The organism is Flavimarina sp. Hel_I_48, assembly GCF_000733945.1.
In the GTDB taxonomy this organism is placed as follows: Bacteria; Bacteroidota; Bacteroidia; order Flavobacteriales; family Flavobacteriaceae; genus Leeuwenhoekiella.
The window spans coordinates 482,676-503,468 of sequence record NZ_JPOL01000002.1 but is presented as its reverse complement, the minus strand read 5'-3'; the positions used below and the strand labels follow the sequence as shown (position 1 = coordinate 503,468).

General features: G+C 40.2%; 12 protein-coding genes. 6 read left to right on the top strand and 6 right to left on the bottom strand.

Annotation, left to right across the window (positions count from 1 at the left end; all coding sequences use genetic code 11):
* Positions 1–7 precede the first annotated feature (7 nt).
* Positions 8–1,369, top strand: coding sequence for a glycan-binding surface protein (locus P162_RS02350; RefSeq protein ID WP_206340674.1), 1,362 nt, complete (start codon positions 8–10; stop codon positions 1,367–1,369).
* Positions 1,370–1,433: 64 nt separating this feature from the next.
* Positions 1,434–3,629, top strand: a complete 2,196-nt coding sequence (locus P162_RS02345) for an endo-1,4-beta-xylanase (protein ID WP_031425586.1) — start codon at positions 1,434–1,436, stop codon at positions 3,627–3,629.
* Between the two features lie 365 nt (positions 3,630–3,994).
* Here P162_RS02345 and P162_RS02340 read toward each other — a convergent pair whose 3' ends face one another.
* From P162_RS02340 to P162_RS02325, 4 genes are all read right to left on the bottom strand, one after another.
* A complete protein-coding gene (locus P162_RS02340; protein ID WP_031425585.1) occupies positions 3,995–6,841 on the bottom strand; it encodes a glycosyl hydrolase 115 family protein in 2,847 nt (948 codons plus the stop codon).
* 4 nt (positions 6,842–6,845) lie between these two features.
* Entirely contained in the window at positions 6,846–7,970 is a 1,125-nt protein-coding gene (locus P162_RS02335) for an endo-1,4-beta-xylanase (RefSeq protein WP_035916775.1), read from the bottom strand.
* Between the two features lie 78 nt (positions 7,971–8,048).
* Positions 8,049–10,223: an alpha-glucuronidase family glycosyl hydrolase gene (locus tag P162_RS02330; protein ID WP_117434191.1), complete on the bottom strand. Its 2,175-nt coding sequence runs from the start codon at positions 10,221–10,223 to the stop codon at positions 8,049–8,051.
* 224 nt (positions 10,224–10,447) lie between these two features.
* Positions 10,448–11,509, bottom strand: a complete 1,062-nt coding sequence (locus P162_RS02325; RefSeq protein WP_031425582.1) for a LacI family DNA-binding transcriptional regulator — start codon at positions 11,507–11,509, stop codon at positions 10,448–10,450.
* A 211-nt stretch (positions 11,510–11,720) separates the two neighbouring features.
* Here P162_RS02325 and P162_RS02320 point away from each other — a divergent pair, with 211 nt between their 5' ends.
* The 3 genes from P162_RS02320 (at position 11,721) to P162_RS02310 (ending at position 18,032) form a co-directional block, all read left to right on the top strand.
* On the top strand, positions 11,721–13,214 hold the full coding sequence (locus tag P162_RS02320) for a xylulokinase (protein WP_031425581.1): 1,494 nt from the start codon (positions 11,721–11,723) through the stop codon (positions 13,212–13,214).
* Positions 13,215–13,529: 315 nt separating this feature from the next.
* Entirely contained in the window at positions 13,530–16,553 is a 3,024-nt protein-coding gene (locus P162_RS02315) for a SusC/RagA family TonB-linked outer membrane protein (protein ID WP_031425580.1), read from the top strand.
* A gap of 12 nt (positions 16,554–16,565) precedes the next feature.
* Positions 16,566–18,032 carry a RagB/SusD family nutrient uptake outer membrane protein gene (locus tag P162_RS02310; RefSeq protein WP_031425579.1) on the top strand — a complete coding sequence of 489 codons (1,467 nt, stop codon included), beginning with the start codon at positions 16,566–16,568 and terminating at the stop codon, positions 18,030–18,032.
* Positions 18,033–18,131: 99 nt separating this feature from the next.
* On the opposite strand, the gene P162_RS02305 is transcribed toward P162_RS02310, so the two are convergent.
* Complete coding sequence (locus tag P162_RS02305; protein ID WP_031425578.1) at positions 18,132–18,851, bottom strand: NUDIX hydrolase; 720 nt, start codon at positions 18,849–18,851, stop codon at positions 18,132–18,134.
* A 279-nt stretch (positions 18,852–19,130) separates the two neighbouring features.
* Positions 19,131–19,979: a helix-turn-helix domain-containing protein gene (locus P162_RS02300; protein ID WP_031425577.1), complete on the bottom strand. Its 849-nt coding sequence runs from the start codon at positions 19,977–19,979 to the stop codon at positions 19,131–19,133.
* 192 nt (positions 19,980–20,171) lie between these two features.
* Between P162_RS02300 and hxlB the strand changes: the two genes are divergently transcribed.
* On the top strand, positions 20,172–20,756 hold the full coding sequence (gene hxlB / locus P162_RS02295; RefSeq protein WP_051907743.1) for a 6-phospho-3-hexuloisomerase: 585 nt from the start codon (positions 20,172–20,174) through the stop codon (positions 20,754–20,756).
* Positions 20,757–20,793: the final 37 nt, after the last annotated feature.

Below are 20,793 nucleotides of genomic sequence, written 5' to 3'. Positions count from 1 at the left end.
AATTGATATGAATAATAATAGTAAAACTAAAGCCCATTGGATTTTCATGTCCTTGTTTGGACTGCTGTTTATAACGATGATATTTACAGCCTGTTCCAACGATGATGATGCTGGGGGAGTGATTACCATTGATGGCGTCTATCTTGAAGATGTTAACTCTTCTGTGCCTGATAGACAAGTGGAATTTGCCCGTTTAGGTCAACTTTTACGTATTGAAGGTTCTGGGTTTACCGGATTGAAAAGGGCTTATATTAATGGATTTCAGACTTCTTTTAATCCTGTATATGTATCAGAAACATCTATGTTACTACGCGTTTCTGGAGATACACCTATTACAGAAGCAGAAGATGATTTGCGAAATACCATTCGTTTAACAAATGATAATAATGAAATAGTAATTCCATTTGAAATCAGATCTTCCCCGCCTTCAATTACGAGTGTATCAAATACATTGCCCAATCCTGGAGAACAGATCACGGTATACGGTACAGGTTTAATTGAAGTAAGTAGCGTTACCTTTCCCGGTGATGTGGTGGTGACAGAGGGTATAACATACGATGAAGAGGATGCAGAGTTTTTTACCGTCACCATGCCTGAAGGTGTTTCAGAGAGCGGCGGCTCACTTTTTATTCAGACTGCAAATGGTCCCGCTTATTCTCCAGCCTATTTTAATTTTAAGGAAGGGATTATCCTCAATTTTGATGGTATGGGAGAGCTCGGTGAATTTGGTAATACAATCCGTCAGGCAAATCTAGAATCTGCCCCTATTGGCGAAATTAATGTGTCACAGGGTAATTATGTGCCACACCGTCCCGATAGTATAGAATCTTTTGAGGCGGCTAAAAATCGTCTTTCAGAAGTGTTTACCTCCGGTAATGAAAACTGGCGTTCTCAGTTTACTCCGTTTATTCCAGCGACAACGCCACTTGATGAAGTAGCTTTTCAATTTGATGTGTATGTTCCTGAAGTATGGGAAGGTTCAGGTTATTTAAAGATTCTTTTAATAAATAATTTCAATGGCGGCGAATGGAGCGGTGGTGTTTATAATTATGTACCCTGGATCGTTGACGGAGAAATTGAACCCTTTCAAACCGAAGGCTGGACTACGGTTACCGTTCCCTTTACAGACTTTTATCTTTTTGAAGATGATGAGGATTACACCTTTGAAGATGTATTGGCGTTTAGAGAATCGGCCACTTATAAAAATTTCGGCATCTTCTTTGAAAACTCTGATATTCAGTTAAGTGATGTCACAAGAGGGAGTAGCGATGTAGAATTTCTTTCGTCAGCCACTTCCGTAAAAGTCTTTACCGATAATTGGAGAATAGTTTCGTTAGAAACACCTACCGTTACCGATTTTCCTGAATAAAAAATAAAAGATGCTATGTTCAATTTTCAATAGTATTTGTTGAAAATAATTAAAAAAAGAAGCTATGAAATACATAAAGTTATTACCCATTTTGGCATTAATATCCCTACTTATATCGTCCTGTGAAGACGATATTATGGAGTGGCAGGACCGGGCCGAAGAAAACAAGGTCACTACTGCTGAACTGCCCTTAGAATTAGCAGAGAAGATCACCAGATATGATGTTTTGAATTCATATACAGATTATGTACTGGGCGCAGGGATTATCATGGATAGGTATACAAGCAACGATGTTTACAGGAATCTTGTCAATGAAAACTTTGACGATGTAACCGTAGGTTATGCCATGAAACATGGTGCAATGGTAAATGCTCAGGGTGAAATTAATTTTGAACCTGTTGACAATTTCATGGCACTGGCAAATGAAGGTGGAATTGATGTATATGGGCATACTTTGGTATGGCATGCCAACCAAAACGCAAATTACCTAAACGGCTTGATCGCTCCTACGGTAATTCCCGGTTCAAGCGGTCCCAATTCCCTTGATTTATCAGGCTTAAAAGATAATAGCTTTAATGGATGGGGACTCAATAATCCTGGTGATGGTATAACAATTGTCGAAAATGAAGGCTTAACTGGCGATTCCAAAGCTATTCAGCTTATTGCGAGTGCATCTTCTTCTGAACCTTATAACCTCCAACTTGCTACACCTGATATTTCTGTGGAAAGTAGCCATGAGTATGAAATCTCCTTTTACATCAAATCAGATCTAACCGGTAAAGGCCGAATTTCTTTTGATGCAAATGTGACGAATCAATATCCATATAAAGATTGGTACAATACCGGAGGAGAATTTACTGAGGCTTTTGAAACAAATTCACAATGGCAACAGGTAAAATTTACAGTAGATGATATAAAGCCAGATGCAACAACTTTTAAATTCAATTTTGACCTGGGTTATTTACCGGGGGTAACTTATTTGATTGATGTAAATAATATCAGCGTTGTTGATCTGGATGCTGAAGCTGAAACAGTAAATCTCATCACAAATGGGGATTTTGAATCGGGTACATTAGACCCTTGGACAGGATATGGTAACAGTTCTACCAGAGAGGTTTCTGCAGAAGGGGCTGGATACGGCGATACAGGTTATGCGATGGTATTGACTAATCCTACAGTTGCTCAATCTTATGAAGCCCAACAAGTATATGAGTTTGACGCACCACTTGAACAAGGTACCGAATTGACATTTTCATTCTATATCAAAGCCGAGACTGCATCTAGCATACAGGTAGAATTTCAGAGTCCCGATTACTCTGCTGATTATTCTGGAGCCATTGAAGTAGGAACCTCATGGATGCAGATTGTAAGAACCATTACCCCTTCTGTTGCAGATCGTGGTAAATTTATTTTCGATTTTGGAGAATCTGCGACTACTTTTTATATAGATAATGTAGTATTGACCAATGGAGAAGTGAGTACCGGTACAGATCCTATTATTATAGAAAAGACTGACGAAGAAAAAGAGGAGCTTATCGGTGGTGCTATGGAAGATTGGATATCTCAAATGCTCACACATTACAAAAGCGAAGTTACCGCTTGGGATGTGGTGAATGAGCCTATGAAAGAAGGCGGAACTCTTCGGGATGGTAATGTAGCAGATCAAGCCGCAGATGACTTTTATTGGGTTAAATATTTAGGTGAAGATTATGCGGTAAAAGCGTTTAAATTAGCACGTCAATACGGTAATCCCACTGATGTTCTTTTTATCAACGATTACAATCTTGAAGCCAGCTTAGCGAAATGTGATGGACTGATCGAATATACCAAATATATAGAAAGTCAAGGAGCGATGGTTGATGGTATTGGTACCCAGATGCATATTTCCCTAGATACAAATAGGGACAATATTGTGGAGATGTTTAATAAACTTGCCGCTAGCGGTAAAATGATAAAGATTTCTGAGCTCGATGTGCGGTTAGGTACTGCATCACCCACAATGGAGCAATTAGCCGATCAAGCTGCTATGTATCAATATGTTTTGGATATGTACCGTGAAAATATACCAGCAGAGCAACAATATGGCATCACCTTATGGAATGTTTCTGACAATGCTGATGAACATGAATTTTGGTTACCAGAAGAATCCCCAAATGTTTGGGATGCTGATTATGAAAGAAAGCATGCCTATAAAGGGGTTGCTGATGGTCTTGCTGGTCGCGATGTAAGTGAGGATTTCACTGGAGAGCTTGAAGATTAGAAGCTTATAAAGCAAATCAATCCATCATAACAAGATTGTTATCATAAAATAATCTTCTTATGATGGATTTTTAATTGTAGGTGCTTTGCGCAAGATAGAAAACAGCTATAGTTTTCTCTTTTTAAATCAAAAAAATGGAAGCTAAAATGCTGTACATCAACATAATTTTGACTGAAAAAATAGCGGGGATATTCTAGCAACTAGAAATCCATCGTTCTGAATCTGCCCGTCCGTCATTCTGGCTTTATTTCAGAATCATATAACACACTTCGGGAATTTCAGGAGAACCTGAAACAAATTTAGGTTGACAAAAAATAATTTTTTTAAAAATTAAATTTACCTTTTCTCATCTATTATAATTGCTCCTATTTCACAACTTTACTTTCAGGAGGTCCTAAATAAGTTTTTCGTAAACCACCGGTATCAATTACTATTTTTTGCAGCACCACGCCACCATCAACCATAAAGTATTTTAGGGTATGTTTTCCAGGTTTTGAAATACTATGTTTTGTAGTGAGAACTTTAATGTTATCAGCGACCGATTTATTCCAGCCCGGGGCGCTCTTATCCGTATGTATATTAATAAGTTGTGGCTGCTCATCATCTATGGCAATACCATAGTAAAGTCCGTCACCGCTGGTATAATTCAATGTGGGAGAGAAATAAGCGTGCACTTCTACCGTGTTGGCAGATTCAAGGTTAATCGTATATTCTAAACGGGGAGAAGTAGCGGTTATCTGCTTTGTACTTACAGAAACCGGCATGGACGTGATGGCAGAACCTGTTTTGCCCAGATTGTCAATAATCATCCAATTTATGCCGTTTTCAGTCGTTTTTGCCGAAAAACGAGGTGCAGCGATAGCAATGTAGCCATTCTCTTCCTGAAAGCCCTCAAGAGTGTCAACCGGTTTATTCTCAATACTTACTTTTATGGAAACCTTTTCCTTACCAGAAGAAATTATAATAGTTCCCTCACTTTTTCCCGGGGGAGCCTGTTCCCAATCAATGCCAACCGGAATCTCTTTTTGAAGTGCCGTTTTTTGCTGTTTTTCAGGTAAAATCACCCATTTTTGAACAGATTTTAGGGTAAAATCAAGGTTTTTTTGTCCGCGGTTGAATACGGTTATCGTTTGTTTCTGATCTTTGAAATTATAAAATATGGGTAGTTGTGCCTCTCCCTTTGCGTGCGGCCACCATTGTTCAGTACCTGATAGCGCTACTCCCAAAGAGGCTTCTTCCGGAAGTTCGGTTGTTTTCGTTGGGGGAATCGTATTTTCTTCCGGTTGCTGCCAGTACGTATAGCCTATATGGGTTTGCGACATCATGTGATCCCATTTGCCATCTGCTAACTGCGTATTGTAATAATTGGTTAGTTCGGCATCTTTTTTAAAGAGTTCCTTTACTTTTTCGGCATACATGTTTGTGGCAGCGCGTCCCTGGCTGGCATATAAATGGTTTTTAGCGGCAGCAACATACAGTTCATTGAGGTTTGCACTGGCCAGCACCGGGAATAAAACCAACTCATAATACGCATCCTGATATTCCGAGGGCAAATCTTCTCCTACTTTTTTGGCTTTCGCCGCAAGGCTATCGTAAGATTGTACCACGCGTTCGGCTTCATTGTAATGAAAAAGGCTGTAGGTGGTGGTGTCAATCATTTCCGGTTTGCGGCGGGAATTATATTTAGTACATTTCCTCAAAATATCGGCGATTTCTTCCGTTTTTTGATCATTGAACGTTTTCGCTGCCCAGTCGGTATAATACTGCTGAAGGTTTGACACATCAATAGCTTCGGGATCCCAGGCATAATCCAGAAAAAAGGAAATCGGGAATTCCATCGGTTTTAAATCGCCCACATTTACGATCCACACTTCATCCACACCATATTCATAAGCGAGGTGCATTTGCTCCCAGGTTCGTTCAATTTGCGTGGTATTGATCCATTTATAATTGCGCGGGCCGCCCACGTAATCAAAATGATAATAAATACCATAACCGCCCTTGCGGGGTTCAGCATTCAATTCAGGTAACTTTCTGATATTTCCCCAATTATCATCAGAAAATAAGAGCGTTACATCATCGGGCACGCGCATGCCCTGATCATAATAATCCTGTACTTCTTTGTAGAGTGCCCACAGTTGCGGCGTTTCTTCGGCAGGTTTTCTTGTCACCTCACTGATGATCTCCCGTTGCGCGGAAACAATAGTTTCGAGAAGATCTATGGCCGTGCCCTGTGTCATGGGTTCGTCACCATCTCCGCGCATCCCTACAGTGACAAGTGTTTCTGTATTCCCACGGCGCTGCATCCCCTCGGTCCAGAATTTGGTAAGCGTATCTGCATTTTTAGAAAAATCCCATGCACCTTCGCCAAAACGATCCCATTCTGCGTGTGCGCGAGCCAACGGCTCATGGTGTGAGGTGCCCATTACGATGCCATATTCATCGGCCAGGGCGGCATTTTTTGGGTCGTCTACATAAAACATACGCCCCCACATGGCAGGCCATAAATAATTCCCGTTAAGCCGAAGGATGAGTTCAAAAACGTGTTCATAAAATCCTGACGTAAAACCGCCATAATTCTCATCTGCCCAACCGCCCAGCGCGGGCATCTCATCATTGAGAAAAATACCGCGGTATTTTACCTTGGGTTCGCCGCAGGTATAAATCCCCGGTTTTATGTACAGTTCACTTTCTTTTTCCACCGGAACATCTGCCCAGAAATACCATGGTGAAACACCCAGTTGCCGGGAGAGGTCGTACATCCCGTAAATAGTACCGCGTTTGTCGCTCCCAGCAATGACCAATGCCTGCTTTACGCCTTCCATTGGATTCTTCACGATTTGAGCGGTAAATTTCTCCCATTTTCCGGTAAGGGAATCGGTGTTGATTTTACCTTTTTGAACCAAATCATCAATAAGTTCACTTTTGCCCAAAGTGCCAATGATAATAAGGTTTTCTGCCGCTTTTTTCTCTTTTAGAAGTTCTGGTTTTGTACCGCTTACTTTTTCCATATCATTTTGCAGATCTTCCGCTACGCGAAAAATGCCCGGAAAATCTGTTTCGCTTACCAGTAAATCAGGCGTTTTACCTTTAGAAATAAGCGAAAAACCACCTGAAACCGGTGTTTTTGATACATAATCACCAGATTTCTGAGCAATTAAAGTGGCACTGAAAATAAAAAGAAATAGAAAAAATAAGGATCTGAATCGCATAGGTTTATTCGTTGATGTCGGTTACTTTATAGAAGGCTTTTTTAGGTTTTAAATTCTCGTCAAAAAGCAGAGGGTAATTTTTACGTCCAGGTACGGGATAGGTGTCCAGCCAGGTGTACTGGTCAGAGATATTCCAGAAAGTGACCCCCGTAAGCGTGCCTTTATTTTCCCTGAAAACGTTGAAAACCATATCGTATTGATCTATCTGTTTTTGCTCTAGTTCAGGAATAAAATCATCCTGCTCATCTGCCCGTTTCTTACGACTTTCTTTTTCCCATTTGTAAAGCGAAATATCGAGTTCAGTGACCTGCACATCAAGATCCAGGGAACTGTATTGAGCAATCGCTTTTTTGAGTTCGTCCTCGGTAGGTTCAAAAATGGACCAGTGCCCCTGTATGCCCACACCGTCTATGGGAACACCCGCATCTACAAGTTTTTTGACCAAGGTGTAAATACGCTCCCTTTTTTCGGGCCGCACTGCGTTATAATCGTTGTAATATAATTTTACATCCGGGTCCGCTTCATGGGCATATTCAAAAGCTTTGGCCAGATAGTCTTCCCCCGCGATCTTATAAAAAGGCGATTCTTCTCGATATACTTTGGTACTATCATCAGAAACTGCTTCATTCACCACATCCCAGGCGTAGATTTTGCCTTTATAGCGGGAAACCACATCTGTAATATGTTTTTTCATGCGGGTATAGAGTGTGTCTTTTGTAATTTGATTCCCGTCTGCATCCTTAAAAAACCAGTCGGGATATTGCTGGTGCCAGATCAGGTTATGGCCGCGAACGATCATATCATTAGCTTCCGCGAAAGCGATGATCTCATCGGCAGGTCCCCAGTTGTAGCGGTTTTGCTCCGGGTGGAGCGGTCCCATTTTCATTACATTTTCAGGAGTCATGCTCTTAAATTGTGTTGTAATGAGTGCTGCCTGCGAAGAATCTTTTAGCGCGCGTGGGGATACGGCCACTCCCATGGGAAAATACTCTTTGTAATAGTCTTTTAATCCTTCCTGATCAGTTTTTGCAACATCAGTATTAGTGGTTTTTGTCTCGTTTTTGCAACTACAAAGCCCTATGGAAACAGCGAATAGAAGCAATACAACTCTTGAATTAAAAATGCGCATACAGATTGAATTTTAAATTAATTATTGTGCGATACCAGGTAGTTAGTCAAAAAGTCCACAATGCCCAGGAAAGTGTTCTTAATCCCATTGTGGCCGTATTCCCGGTGCAAAAGGAAAACGCAAAGCTTCGTAATATTCCAGGCTTTCCGCTGGTTTTTCTACTCCTTCCGGTAGTGGTTTTTGTGAGAATTGCTGAAAATAGAGCAGGCACGCATCGCGCCACCATTTGGCCTCTTTCAGCTGAATCTCCAGCAACATGCGTACCTCTTCAAATTGTTCTTTGTTGACATAGGGTTGCATTTTTTTCCAGGTGTTTGCCATCGTCTTCACTTCATCAACACCCTTCTGGTATTTTAGCGCAATACCGTCCCATAAGGATTTACCACTCTCTAATGTATACTCCCAGGGCAAGTGATGAAACCACAGCAATAATTCCTCCGGAGTAGTTCTGGGGTCGTTGAATTTTTTGGCCAGTTCTGGCGCATATTGATCAACGGCATCGCTGCCGCTTTTAGTACGATCGAAACCAATGCCCAGACTATCTGCTTTATGATAATAAACCGGATTCCAGTCTGGTCTGGAAAGGTTGTCCACCCAAGGGCCCGGGCCATAATGGTGACCCGTGGCCATCATATGGTGCAGCCCCAGCGGTGTCATATAATTAACCACCGCTTCGCGCGAATCTATCATGACCTTTGCCATCGTATCTACAAATTCTTCATTATTGGAAAAAGTAGCCCGAAGCCATTCTTTTGCGATAACACGGGAATCAAGTTCAGGATCCCAGGCAAGCCGACCAAAACCGTACCAGTTTGCCTGCGCGAATGGATGCCCGGTCCAATTGATATCGGTTCCTATATTGGCCACTCCGGCCATTCCCGTGAGTTTTTTATCATGAAGCGAACCATCAATAACCTTGGCAACGGTGGATCCTTTTCCTTTTTGGTATGTATCAGCCTGTAACACTTCTTCATATAATTTTGGTAAATAGGCCAGATGTGTGCTAAAGCCCAGATATTCCTGTGTATTCTGAAATTCGATCATTAGCGGTGTTTTTGGCATGGCGCCAAACATGGGGTGAAAAGGTTCCCGTGGTTGAAAATCGATTGGGCCGTTCTTGACCTGTATGATCACATTGTCCAGAAATTTGCCATCCATAGGTACAAATTCACTAAAAGCTTGTTTTGCACGATCTGTCGCGTCATCTTCGGAATAGACAAACGCGCGCCACATCACAATTCCGTTATGAGGTGCTACTGCTTCGGCAAGCATGTTTGCACCATCCACGTGGTTACGGCCGTAATTTTGCGGACCTGGTTGTCCTTCTGAATTGGCTTTTACCAAAAAACCGCCAAAATCAGGTATTTTCTTGTAGATTTCATCAGCTTTGTCTTTCCACCACTGTTTTGCTTTTGGATCAAGCGGATCAGCAGTTTCTAGTCCGCCAATTTCAATGGGGGCAGAAAAACGTGCTGTTAGGTACACTTTTATGCCATAAGGTCGAAACACATCAGCCAGCGCAGCGACTTTTTCTATATATTGAGGTGTCAAGACAAGCGCGTTTGCGTTTACATTAGTAAGTACGGTACCATTAATCCCAATAGATGCATTGACACGGGCATAATCAATATAACGCTGATCAATAAAACCCGGAAGCTTTTGCCAGTTCCATATAGAAAAACCAGCATAACCACGTTCTACGGTGCGGTCCAGATTGTCCCAGTGATTGAGGATGCGCAGGTCAACTTTTGGCTTCTCCACCTGATTTATAGCTGAAAAATCCTGATTTTGTTGCATCAACATCAGAAATCTGAACGTTCCATATAAGATTCCCGTTGAAGTATTAGCCGTAACAACGAGGATATTTTTACCTTTATTTTGTACTGTTTTTATTATAAAACCCTCTTTTCCAATAGTTTTTAGATCTTTTTTCAGCCCAGCAGAAAGAACTTCATTTAAGTTTGTTGCAGGAGCGATGACCAGGGTATTCTTATCAGAATAGGAAGGTAGCAGTTCTATTTCTTGCCCAAGCATACCCTGAGTACCACGTTTAAGTTCATCTTTTGAAACAAGGTGTTTATCACTGTCACCTTCAAAATAAACAGATCTGAAAATATCCTGATAGTCGGTCAACACGGTCTGGTTTTCTATGGGAACATAGCGAAGCCAAAGGTCATAGCCATCAGAAGCTGTTATGTGAAGCAGACCCGCAAAAAAAACGAGTATAAAAAGGAATGTAGGATGCGGTTTCAAATGATTTAAGTTAAGGGTTAATGTGCAGATGACTACAAGGTCGAATTTGACAAAACTAATATAAAGGATTATTTTAGCAATCGATTGCGAAAAGGTCTAAAATATTAAAATTCAGTATTAATTTTGCCCTAAGTCATGAAAAAACAGGTTAAAAACACACATTTTACACCGTATTATTATAAAAAACGGAGGTTTTCTGATTAGGATCATTGCTTTTTAAAACCTTATCCTTCAAGGATGACGGAAGTCGCAGATATTTTTTTTCTGAGGGAAGATGCCCTTATTTTAAGTTCTGTTCTAAGCATTTTGATATCGGTAAGGTCGATGTCCTGTTTTTTGTCGCTGTGGTCAAGAACAAGTTGGGTAGCAATTTTCCCCATTTTCTGTGCCGGATGGGTGATCGTAGAAAGTGCCGGGTCAACAATTGAAGCGATGGGATCATCGTTAAAACCTACTACTGCCAGATCTTCTGGTACTCGCACACCATGTCTTTTTGCATAAAGAATGGCACTTACAGCCGCAGTATCGTTAGCAGAGAAAATTCCATCAGGCGGGTTGACGAGCTTCATCAGTTTTTTGGTAGCTTTTTTTCCTTCGGAAGAGCTTAGGGTACTAAATTCAAGGATGAGTTCAGGATCTACGGTAATATCATGTGCGCGCAAAGCATCCTCATAACCTTTTCTGCGCTCATTGTATATATTGCGGTGCTGCGCACCTGCAAAATGTGCAATACGGGTGCAGCCTTGTTCTATAAGATGTGTTGTTGCATTGTAACCCGCCATATAATTATCTATGATTACATAGTAAGCGTCAAGTCCTTTAGGAATGCGATCTACAAAAGCTATAGGTGTGCCCTGATCTATAAATTGCTGAAAATGTGATAGGTCTTTTGTCTCCATTGCGAGCGAAACCACGAGACCCATTATACGACTATCATAGAGAGCCTTGGCGTTATTCACCTCATTTTCGTAACTATCATTGCTCTGTGTAATAATCACGTTAAAACCGGCCTGCCTTGCGGTAGCTTCAACACCGCTAATCAGGGATGCGGTAAATGGCCTGTTAATGCGCGGGATCATAATCCCAAGTGTTTTACTTTTATTGTTGCGTAGGCTTGCCGCAATAGTATTGGGTCTATAGCCCATCGTCTGGGAGGTGGCCTTAATGAGTTTTATAGTTTTATCACTGATACTGTGGTGATCGTTTAAGGCTCTTGATATCGTAGATGGGGAAAAATTCAGTTTTTTTGCAATATCGTATATAGTAATTTCCTTTTTTTTGTTCATGTAAGTAAAAGTGTAAAGTTACCATGTATATAATACCCTCAAAAGTAAATTAATATGGATCATATCAGCTAAAGGATCATTATTTGTGGGTTTTGGCCAAATTAGAGATTTAATTTTTATATTGTGGTCAATTGCATGGGGGAATTTGGAAATTTGCACAAATTACATGCAATCGATTTCGTTTGTTCAATAGGATTTAAATTATTACACTATGTTCTGGATAGGATATGATATAGGAAGCTCCTCTATAAAAGCAGCTTTGATCAATGATGAAAATGGAAATGTTGTGGATACTGCACAATATCCCAAAGTTGAAATGCAAATACGCTCTCCTAAATCGGGGTGGGGGGAACAGGACCCGGAATCGTGGTGGGAGAACCTCTGTATAGCAACCCAGCAACTACTCAAGAATACAGAAGTTGATACCAGGGAAATAAAGGGTATAGGAATTTCCTATCAAATGCACGGTCTGGTACTTGTAGATAAGGAACAAAAAATATTGCGACCCTCTATAATATGGTGCGACAGCAGGGCGGTAGATACAGGAGAACATTTATTTGAAAAGGCAGGAACCGAAAAATGTGAACGCCAACTCTTGAATTCCCCTGGAAATTTTACATTATCAAAGTTAAAATGGGTTAAGGAGAATGAACCCGAACTTTATAAGCGCGTAGATAAATTTATGTTGCCCGGGGATTATATTGCCATGAAACTTACCGGTGCGATCACTACGACACCCTCTGGACTTTCTGAAGGGATTGCATGGGATTTTACCAAACATGCACCTGCAGATTGGCTTTTTGCCGAAGCAGGGATTCATACAGATTTAATTCCTGAACTTGTACCTACTTTTTCTGATCAGGGCAGCGTCACGCAACAGGCCGCTGAACAAACCGGGTTAACCAAGGGTATTTCTGTAATGTATCGCGCTGGTGATCAACCTAATAACGCGCTAGCGCTCAATGTTTTTAAACCAGGTGAAATTGCCGCTACCGGTGGCACAAGCGGTGTGGTCTATGCCATTTCTGATCAAATCAGGACAAAAGAATCCACGCGTATCAATAGTTTTGCGCATGTTAACCATGATGAAAATGCTCCACGCATTGGTAAAATGCTCTGTATAAATGGTACGGGAATTCAATACAGCTGGATGCGAAACCAACTTACCGATGCGATGGATTATGGTGCAATGAACGCTTTAGCCGAAGAAGTGACGATAGGATCTGATGGACTTATGATCCTACCCTTTGGAAACGGGGCGGAGCGTATGCTCAGGAATAGGAATCTGGGCAGTAGCATGAATGGAATTAATTTCAATATACACCAGCAGAAGCATCTGTTTAGGGCCGCTCTTGAAGGGATTGCTTTTTCTTTTGTTTATGGTTTGCAAATTTTACAGGGCGATGGCATTGAACTTACTACCATAAAGGCCGGTAATGATAATCTTTTTCGTTCTGCGGTATTTTCCAATACGATCGCGACACTTGTAGGTAAAAATATAAGTATCACCGAAACTACGGGATCTGTAGGAGCTGCACGCGCAGCAGCTTATGCTGCTGGCGCTTTTGCAAGTTTTGATGAGGCTACCGCTACAGATAAGGTAGAGCATGTTTATAAACCTTTATCAGAAAAAAAAGAAGATTATCAAAAGGCTTATGATAAATGGAAAGAGTGCCTTGAAGAAAAATTGGCCACTTTTAAATAAACCTTATCAACTTCTATCTTTTTTTTAAGAGTTTCAATGGAATTTGACCTTAAAAGTCCAGTCCATTTTTCAAGTAAATTTTATATCATGAGATCCAATCTGATCCAGGGAATTCAAATTCACTGGATCAGATTGGATTTTTAGGTTAACTTACTCATTTTTATACGTCACGAATATAATCAATTAACTTTTAGTGATTTATACGGTAGTTACGTTCTTTATAATAAAACATTGATTAAATTATGAAAACGTTTGCGTAGTTGCATTATTTATTATAGTTTAGATGACTATAAGAACTAATTAAATAATCAATTTATGAAGAAGAAATACTCCGATCTTATTTTGTTTGTTTTCGGTTTTCTAACCTTTGGTCTGATTACTGCACAGCAAACAATAACAGGAATCGTTTCAGATAACACAGGGCCGTTACCTGGCGCCAATGTTATCGTAAAAGGTACAACAAATGGTACCACAACAGATTTTGACGGGAATTACTCACTTGCGAATGTAGATTCCGGTGCAACGCTCGTATTTAGCTATGTAGGGTTCAATCCTCAGGAAATCCCTTTAGATAACAGAACAAGTCTTGATGTAACACTAGAAGAGAATTCTACATCCCTAGAGGATGTTGTTGTTATTGGTTACGGTACACAATCCAGAGCAGCCGTGACGGGAGCAATATCATCTGTTGATTCAGAAGAGATATCAAGTTTACCTGTTGCAACGGCAGATCAGGCTTTGCAGGGGAGAGCAGCAGGGGTAAGTGTTATAAACAGTGGTTCCCCCGGTGTTTCTCCTGAAGTGCGCATTAGAGGATTGGGAACGCCCAATAACAATTCACCGCTTTATGTGATTGATGGTGTAATTTCCGCAGGTATCGGAAATCTAAATGCAAACGATATAGAATCCATCCAGGTGTTAAAAGATGCTTCTACTACAGCGGTTTATGGTTCACAGGGTTCTAACGGTGTGGTATTAGTAACCACGAAACAAGGTTCTAAGTCGGGAGTTACAAAACTGACTTTTGATGCTTACACCGGGACTCAATTTATAGATCAGCGTTATGATGTGCTTAATACTGATCAATATATAGGTTATGCAAGGGCAATAACAGATCCTATACCCGCCCGTTTTACTGATCCTCAATATGCCGATATCCTTGATAATAATGTGAATTATCAGGATGAAATATTTCGTACCGGGGTGATAAGAAATTATAATCTCGGACTTTCAGGAGGTAGTGAGAACAGTAATTTCAGGTTCTCTGCTGGTTACTTGAATCAGGAAGGTGCAATTATAGAAACCGAGTTTGAGCGGTTTTCCTTTAGAGCCAACAGTAATTTTACCACAGGTAAATTCAGTTTTGGGGAGACCATGGGTATTTCGTTTAACGTTCAGAATCCCGAACGTGCAGATGGAGGTCGCTCGCTAATTGAGCATGCAATTAAAGCTGCTCCTTATCTTCCTGTTTATAATGTTAATAATAATGGTGGTTTTCAAGGCCCCAACAGCTCTATAGACGGGCAGGATGCGGTAAATCCCGTACGGGCACAAACTCTGGGGGAAGCCATCAATAAATCGGTTTCCATTACTGGAAGTGTATTTGGAGAATATAAAATAGTTGAGGGACTTACGTTTAGATCTCAAGTAGGACTGGATTACAGTAATTTCAAAAACAGTAATTTTATTCCCTCATACAATGATGATAGCTTAGGTGCAACTCACTTTTTTGATTTTGCACAAATTACTAAGAATACCGGTATTTTTCAATCTTTAACTTTTACCAATAGCTTTAACTATAAAAAGACCGTTGCAGATATTCACAATTTTGAATTCTTGCTGCTCTCAGAACAACAAGAGATAAAAAATGAGAGTATCAACGCGACCAGTCAAAACCCGATTAGTGATGAAGTTAATCAACTTTCACTCACAGGGGCCGGTTTAAGCTCTGCCTCTTCAGAGTATAACCGTATTGGTTATTTAGGTCGTTTAAATTATGATTATGACTTAAAATATCTGTTTTCTGCCTCTATAAGGAGAGATGCGTCTTCACGATTTGGTCCTAATAACAGATGGGGTTGGTTTCCATCGGTTTCACTGGGTTGGAACATAGCACGGGAATCATTTATGCAGGATACTAAATTCAGCAACTTAAAATTGAGAGGAAGTTATGGGGTAGTAGGTAATGATAAAATAGGGGATTATCGCTACAGTGCTACTTTGATTACAGATTTTATTTATCCTATCGCTGGGGGCGCTGCAGATGGTACAACGGCTAATGGATTGCCTAACCCAAACCTTAAATGGGAGGAAACGACTATGTTGAACCTGGGATTGGATATGGGACTTTTCAATGAAAAATTAACGCTCTCCCTTGAATATTATAAAAATGAGAGTGACGATTTACTTATCAATAGGCCTTTATCTGTATCCTTAGGGTTCAATGATCCTAATATTACTGAAAATGTAGGTTCTGTTGAGACCAAAGGTTTTGAAATGAACCTAGGCTACAATGATTATGAAGGGGATTTTACCTGGTCAGCCAGTTTGAATTTAGGTAGCAGTACCAATGAAGTAAAGTCATTGGGTACCGTAGCTGAAATTAATGGAGGTGGCTTTGAAGGTGAAAATCTTTCCAGGATTACCGTGGGTGAGCCCTTATTTTATTTCTATGGCCTGCGTACTGATGGTATTTATCAAAACCAGGGCGAGGTAGATGCGGTATTTACTGCAAATCCAGATCAGACTATTGTAAAACCTGGAGACATCCGGTTTATTGATACTAATGGTGACGGTGCCATAAATGCCGATGACCGAACTAAAATTGGAAATCCATACCCTGATGTTACCTATGGTTTTAATGCCAATGCCAACTATAAAAATTTTGACATTAACGTTTTTGTAAGTGGTGTTGCCGGTAATGATGTATATAATACCAATATTTATGATCTTCAGGGGATGACACGATTATTTAATTCTGGTACTGCGGTCCTTGATCGCTGGACGGGACCAAACACATCCACTGAAATTCCTCGCGCTCTGGGTGCGGGTCAAAATGTATCTGCATCAGATCGTTTTATTGAAGATGGCTCCTATACCCGTTTGAGAAATGTGACTCTTGGATATTCAATACCTCTACGGTTTTTTAAAGACTACATAAGTAAGTGCAGGGTATACGTAAGTGGTCAAAACCTAATTACCCTTACAGGATATTCTGGTCTAGATCCTGAAGTGGGTAACTCTACAGTGATCAATTCAAGTGCTTATGAACTGGGTATAGATCGCGGAAATTACCCACAGCCGAAGTCCTTTCTCTTCGGATTACAACTATCATTTTAAAAAAATAATGTTATGAAAAAAATAAAAATAATCATGGTTTTTTTAGGGGGTATATTCCTTATCAATTCCTGTAACGAAAGCGATCTGGAGCTTACAAACCCAAATCAACTTTCACCGGAAACATTTTTTAAAAATGAATCCCAGGTGCAAGCCTCTGTTAATGCAATTTATGCGAACCTGCAAACAATTGGCATGTATACCAGGCATATGTATTTTATGATGGATAATATGGCACATGAAAATGCGGGTAATTCACAATTAGAAGCAGATAAGGTAGAATATCTTAATTTCTCTTTTGATTCCAGTCACGGTGGTATAACAGAATATTGGGATAGCTGCTTTAGAGGAATCAATAAGGCCAATTTTGTACTCAACAACGAGGAGGCCATAAATGCTATTCCTGAGTCTTTTCTAACGCAATCAAGAAAAGATAAATTTTTAGGGGAAGCAAAATTTTTAAGAGGGCTGTATTATTTCTATCTGGTAACACGTTTTGGGGATGTTCCTTTAATTACGACAATATCAGAAGCTGGAGAAGGTGTACCCAGATCTCCTAAAGAGCAGGTATATGATCAAATCATCAAAGATCTTCAGGAAGCTTCTACTACCTTACTTGACAAGGGTGCCGAGGAACAAGGAAGGGCCACAAAAGGTGCTGCATACGCGTTGTTGGGAAAAGTCTACCTGTATCGTGAAAATTATGAAAGTGCATTGCAGGCATTGAATCAAGTTACCGGTTATAGCCTGGAAACTGATTATGAGGATAATTTTCAGGAAGAAACCGAACACGGTCCAGAATCTATCTTTGAAGTTGAATATAATGATGATCTTGGCGATGGCGCTAAATGGAATTCTAACGTAAGTGGGGCAGGACCTAATGAGGTTACTTTCCGTGGGCAGGAATATGGTATGTTTGACTGGTTCAACGTCTATCCGGCAGATAATCTTATTGATGAGTATGAAGATGATGACATACGCTTTGATGAAACTTTCTATGTAGTGGGGGATACCACAGGAGCCGGGGTTGCAATCAACTCTATTCCTAATAATCGCAGGGCAGCCTGGAGAAAATATCAGAATTACTACAAAGATACCAACGAGGACCAGGCATCTGGGATCAATATGAAAGTAATTCGCTATGCAGATGTTCTTTTAATGATGGCCGAAAGCGCCAATGAACTGGGAGATCAGGTAACCGCAACAGGCTATATCAACCAGGTGAGGGAACGCGCTGGGCTGTCTGATTTAGAGGATACACTTTCTAAGCAGCAGGTATTTGATGCAATCGTACATGAGCGTAAGGTAGAATTAGCAGGAGAACAGGTTCGTTTTGCAGATCTTGTACGTTGGGGAATGGCAGCTGAGGTATTGGGACAATTTGGTTTTCAAACTGGCAAAAGCGAACTGTTGCCCATTCCAAATGCAGAGATTAGCTCTAATGAAAACATGACTTCTGCAGATCAGAATCCTGGATACTAAAATTTTGATTCATACTATTAATCAAAAAGCTCCTTTTAATTAAAAAGGAGCTTTTTGATTTTTAAAGATCTGGTATTTTTTTTGAATATAGGGTAACTGTCAAAATTCGAAATTGAAGCCTTTTTCGGTCAGTTTGCGATAGATTTCATCATCAAAACGATATAATTTTGCCGCTCGGTGCGATACATTTTTTTCTTTTTCTTTCAGATCAACCAATAATTTCATACTCAGGATTTTTCTTCGGAAATTGGGTTTATCCATGGAGACTCCCAGAATTTCTTCATAAAGCTGCATCAGTTGTAACAAGGTAAAACTTTCTGGCAGGAGATTAAAACCTATGGGAGCCTGGCGCACCCTGCGACGTAATTGTTTAAGGCTTACATGAAGTATTTCAGAATGGTCATATATAAGTTCAGGGATCTGGTCTATCATAAACCATTTGACTTCTGAGGCAGTATAACCCGGTCTGATATCGTATTTTGAGGTATCTATAAGTGCGTAATAACCTATAGTTATGATCCTACCGGCCGGAAAACGATCAGGATCACCAAAAGCCCTTAACTGTTCAAGGAAAATGTTCTCTATCCCGGTAAGTTCATGCAGCAACCTGTTTGCGGCATTGTCAATGCTTTCATCTTTTTTGATCCAGCCACCGGGCAGCCCCCATTCCCCTTTACGTATACCTACAGCATGTTTAGCAAGTAGAACCTCTAGTTTAGAATTACGGAAACCAAAAATAACGCAATCAATTGTTATTGAATCCATCACAGAGGCTTTGACAATACTGCCGGTCTCCGTGTTTATTATAGTTTTTTTCATTAAAAAGGCATGACTTAAAGGATTTAGCCTTTATGACAATTCAGCTTTGGAATATATAGTGAAATTAAAGATCTGTTTTAGAGCGCACTTCATGTATAGCAGCGAGCTGTTAATATTCTAGATATTAACGAAAAAGTCCCTACCTACATTTTTTTAAAATAACCTCGCATAATCATCAAAATCCTTGAATTAGCGCTAAAAATAGCAGATTATAGCCATTTTTCGATCATTTTTAGAGATTAATGTTTTAGCTATTATAATGTACCTTAATATAAGGTGCTATTCCTGAGCGTAAAGGGTGTTTTTGTAGGCTATAATATGTTGATTCACTTTATCCTGAAATTCATTTGGTGTCTGCTGGGTGTGCAATTTAAAAAACCGGCTAAAATAAGAGGGATCTTTAAATTGTAGGTCATAAGCGATCTCCTTCAACGTATGTTTGCTGTGAATGATCTGCCGCTTTGCTTCCAGAATAATCCTATCGTGTATAAGCTGTACTGCGGTTTTATCTAGTTTTTCTTTTAATATCTGGTTCAGTCTTTTTGTGCTCAAACCCATTTTTTCAGCATAAAATTGGGCTTTTCTTTTATCTGAAAAATTCCCTTCTAAAAGCATCATGAACTCATAGATCCTTTTTTCATTGATATCCTGCAAGGTAAAATGATGTTCTTTGAGCTGAATAAGTTTGAGTAGAAAAACCTTGAGAAGTGCCCTAATCATCGTTAGGTTGGCCTGTTGCTGATCATATTCTTCCTGCATGAGATCGTAAATGGAGCGCAAGGTCTTCTCGCTTTCCTGATTTACCTGAAGACAGGAAAATTCGCCCTGAACATTAAAAATGCGGAATACGTCCAGTAAAAATTCCTTCAAATCATCTTCTAACAGCTCTTGTTTAAAGGAAATAAGAACACCTTTCTTGCCCGCTTTGTTGAGTTGGTGCACCCGATAGGGTGGAATAAGATAGATCCAGTCCCCCCGCAAGGTTTGAAAATCATGCTGAGGTTCGTGGAGCGCTTTTTCATTCCTCAACCAGACGATTTCAAAAAAATCGCGCCTTCCGGGATCATTAAGATAGGAAGGTGGACAATTTGTAAGATCACGAATATATATCGTCTTATCGCTTAGCATGTTATCAAAGGGGTTTGAAAATTTATATTATTCACATCATCGAACCCAATAGGTTCCATATAGTACCACAAAATTAGGCCTTATTAACAAATATTTATACGCAATGGGCAAATAGTACCATACATCTGTCAGATTGTAACATCGCAGCGAGGATGAGCAGTGTAATTTTGCCTAACCAATTAAACAATACCAATGAAAGAACCAACAAAAGAAGAATTGAAGCTATGGAATGAACATGCCATGGATGCCATATTAAAAGAGCATTTAGAATTGGTAAAACATGTTGATTTCAAAACTTTTGCTTCGATTGTATCCCCAATTAAAAAGGCCAATGCTATTTTCTTTATGGGAATGGGACGTAGCGGACTTATGATGAAAGCTGCGGCCATGCGATTGATGCATTTGGGCTTTGAGGCATACGTTGTAGGAGAAACCACCACGCCAGCCATAGGAAAAGGGGATTTATTGATCGCTGGTTCTGGTTCTGGTACCACAACCAGTGTACTGCGTGCAGCTGAAACCGCAAAAAAAGAGAAAGCGACTGTAATAGCTTTCACGACAGATGAAGAATCCCCCCTGGCAAAGAAAGCAGATTATATTGTCGTTTTACCTGCCGCAAAAAAACAACAACATCAAAACACGGTTTCGGAGCAATATGCAGGCAGTCTTTTTGAACAGGCATTGCTTCTATACTTCGACGCTTTGATACAAACCTTGTGGAAGATTGACGGCAGTACTGCAGAAACGCTTTATGAGCGTCACGCAAATATGGAATAACCGAGAATGCAACATAAACAATTAAAATAGAAAACGT

What these genes read in the sequence shown, in the direction of transcription:
- P162_RS02310 (WP_031425579.1), top strand. Translation starts at nt 16,566, where the DNA reads ATGAAAAAAATAAAAATAATCATGGTTTTTTTAGGGGGTATATTCCTT.
- P162_RS02305 (WP_031425578.1), bottom strand. Translation starts at nt 18,851, where the DNA reads ATGAAAAAAACTATAATAAACACGGAGACCGGCAGTATTGTCAAAGCC.
- P162_RS02345 (WP_031425586.1), top strand. Translation starts at nt 1,434, where the DNA reads ATGAAATACATAAAGTTATTACCCATTTTGGCATTAATATCCCTACTT.
- P162_RS02325 (WP_031425582.1), bottom strand. Translation starts at nt 11,509, where the DNA reads ATGAACAAAAAAAAGGAAATTACTATATACGATATTGCAAAAAAACTG.
- P162_RS02300 (WP_031425577.1), bottom strand. Translation starts at nt 19,979, where the DNA reads ATGCTAAGCGATAAGACGATATATATTCGTGATCTTACAAATTGTCCA.
- P162_RS02335 (WP_035916775.1), bottom strand. Translation starts at nt 7,970, where the DNA reads ATGCGCATTTTTAATTCAAGAGTTGTATTGCTTCTATTCGCTGTTTCC.
- hxlB (WP_051907743.1), top strand. Translation starts at nt 20,172, where the DNA reads ATGAAAGAACCAACAAAAGAAGAATTGAAGCTATGGAATGAACATGCC.
- P162_RS02320 (WP_031425581.1), top strand. Translation starts at nt 11,721, where the DNA reads ATGTTCTGGATAGGATATGATATAGGAAGCTCCTCTATAAAAGCAGCT.
- P162_RS02340 (WP_031425585.1), bottom strand. Translation starts at nt 6,841, where the DNA reads ATGCGATTCAGATCCTTATTTTTTCTATTTCTTTTTATTTTCAGTGCC.
- P162_RS02315 (WP_031425580.1), top strand. Translation starts at nt 13,530, where the DNA reads ATGAAGAAGAAATACTCCGATCTTATTTTGTTTGTTTTCGGTTTTCTA.
- P162_RS02350 (WP_206340674.1), top strand. Translation starts at nt 8, where the DNA reads ATGAATAATAATAGTAAAACTAAAGCCCATTGGATTTTCATGTCCTTG.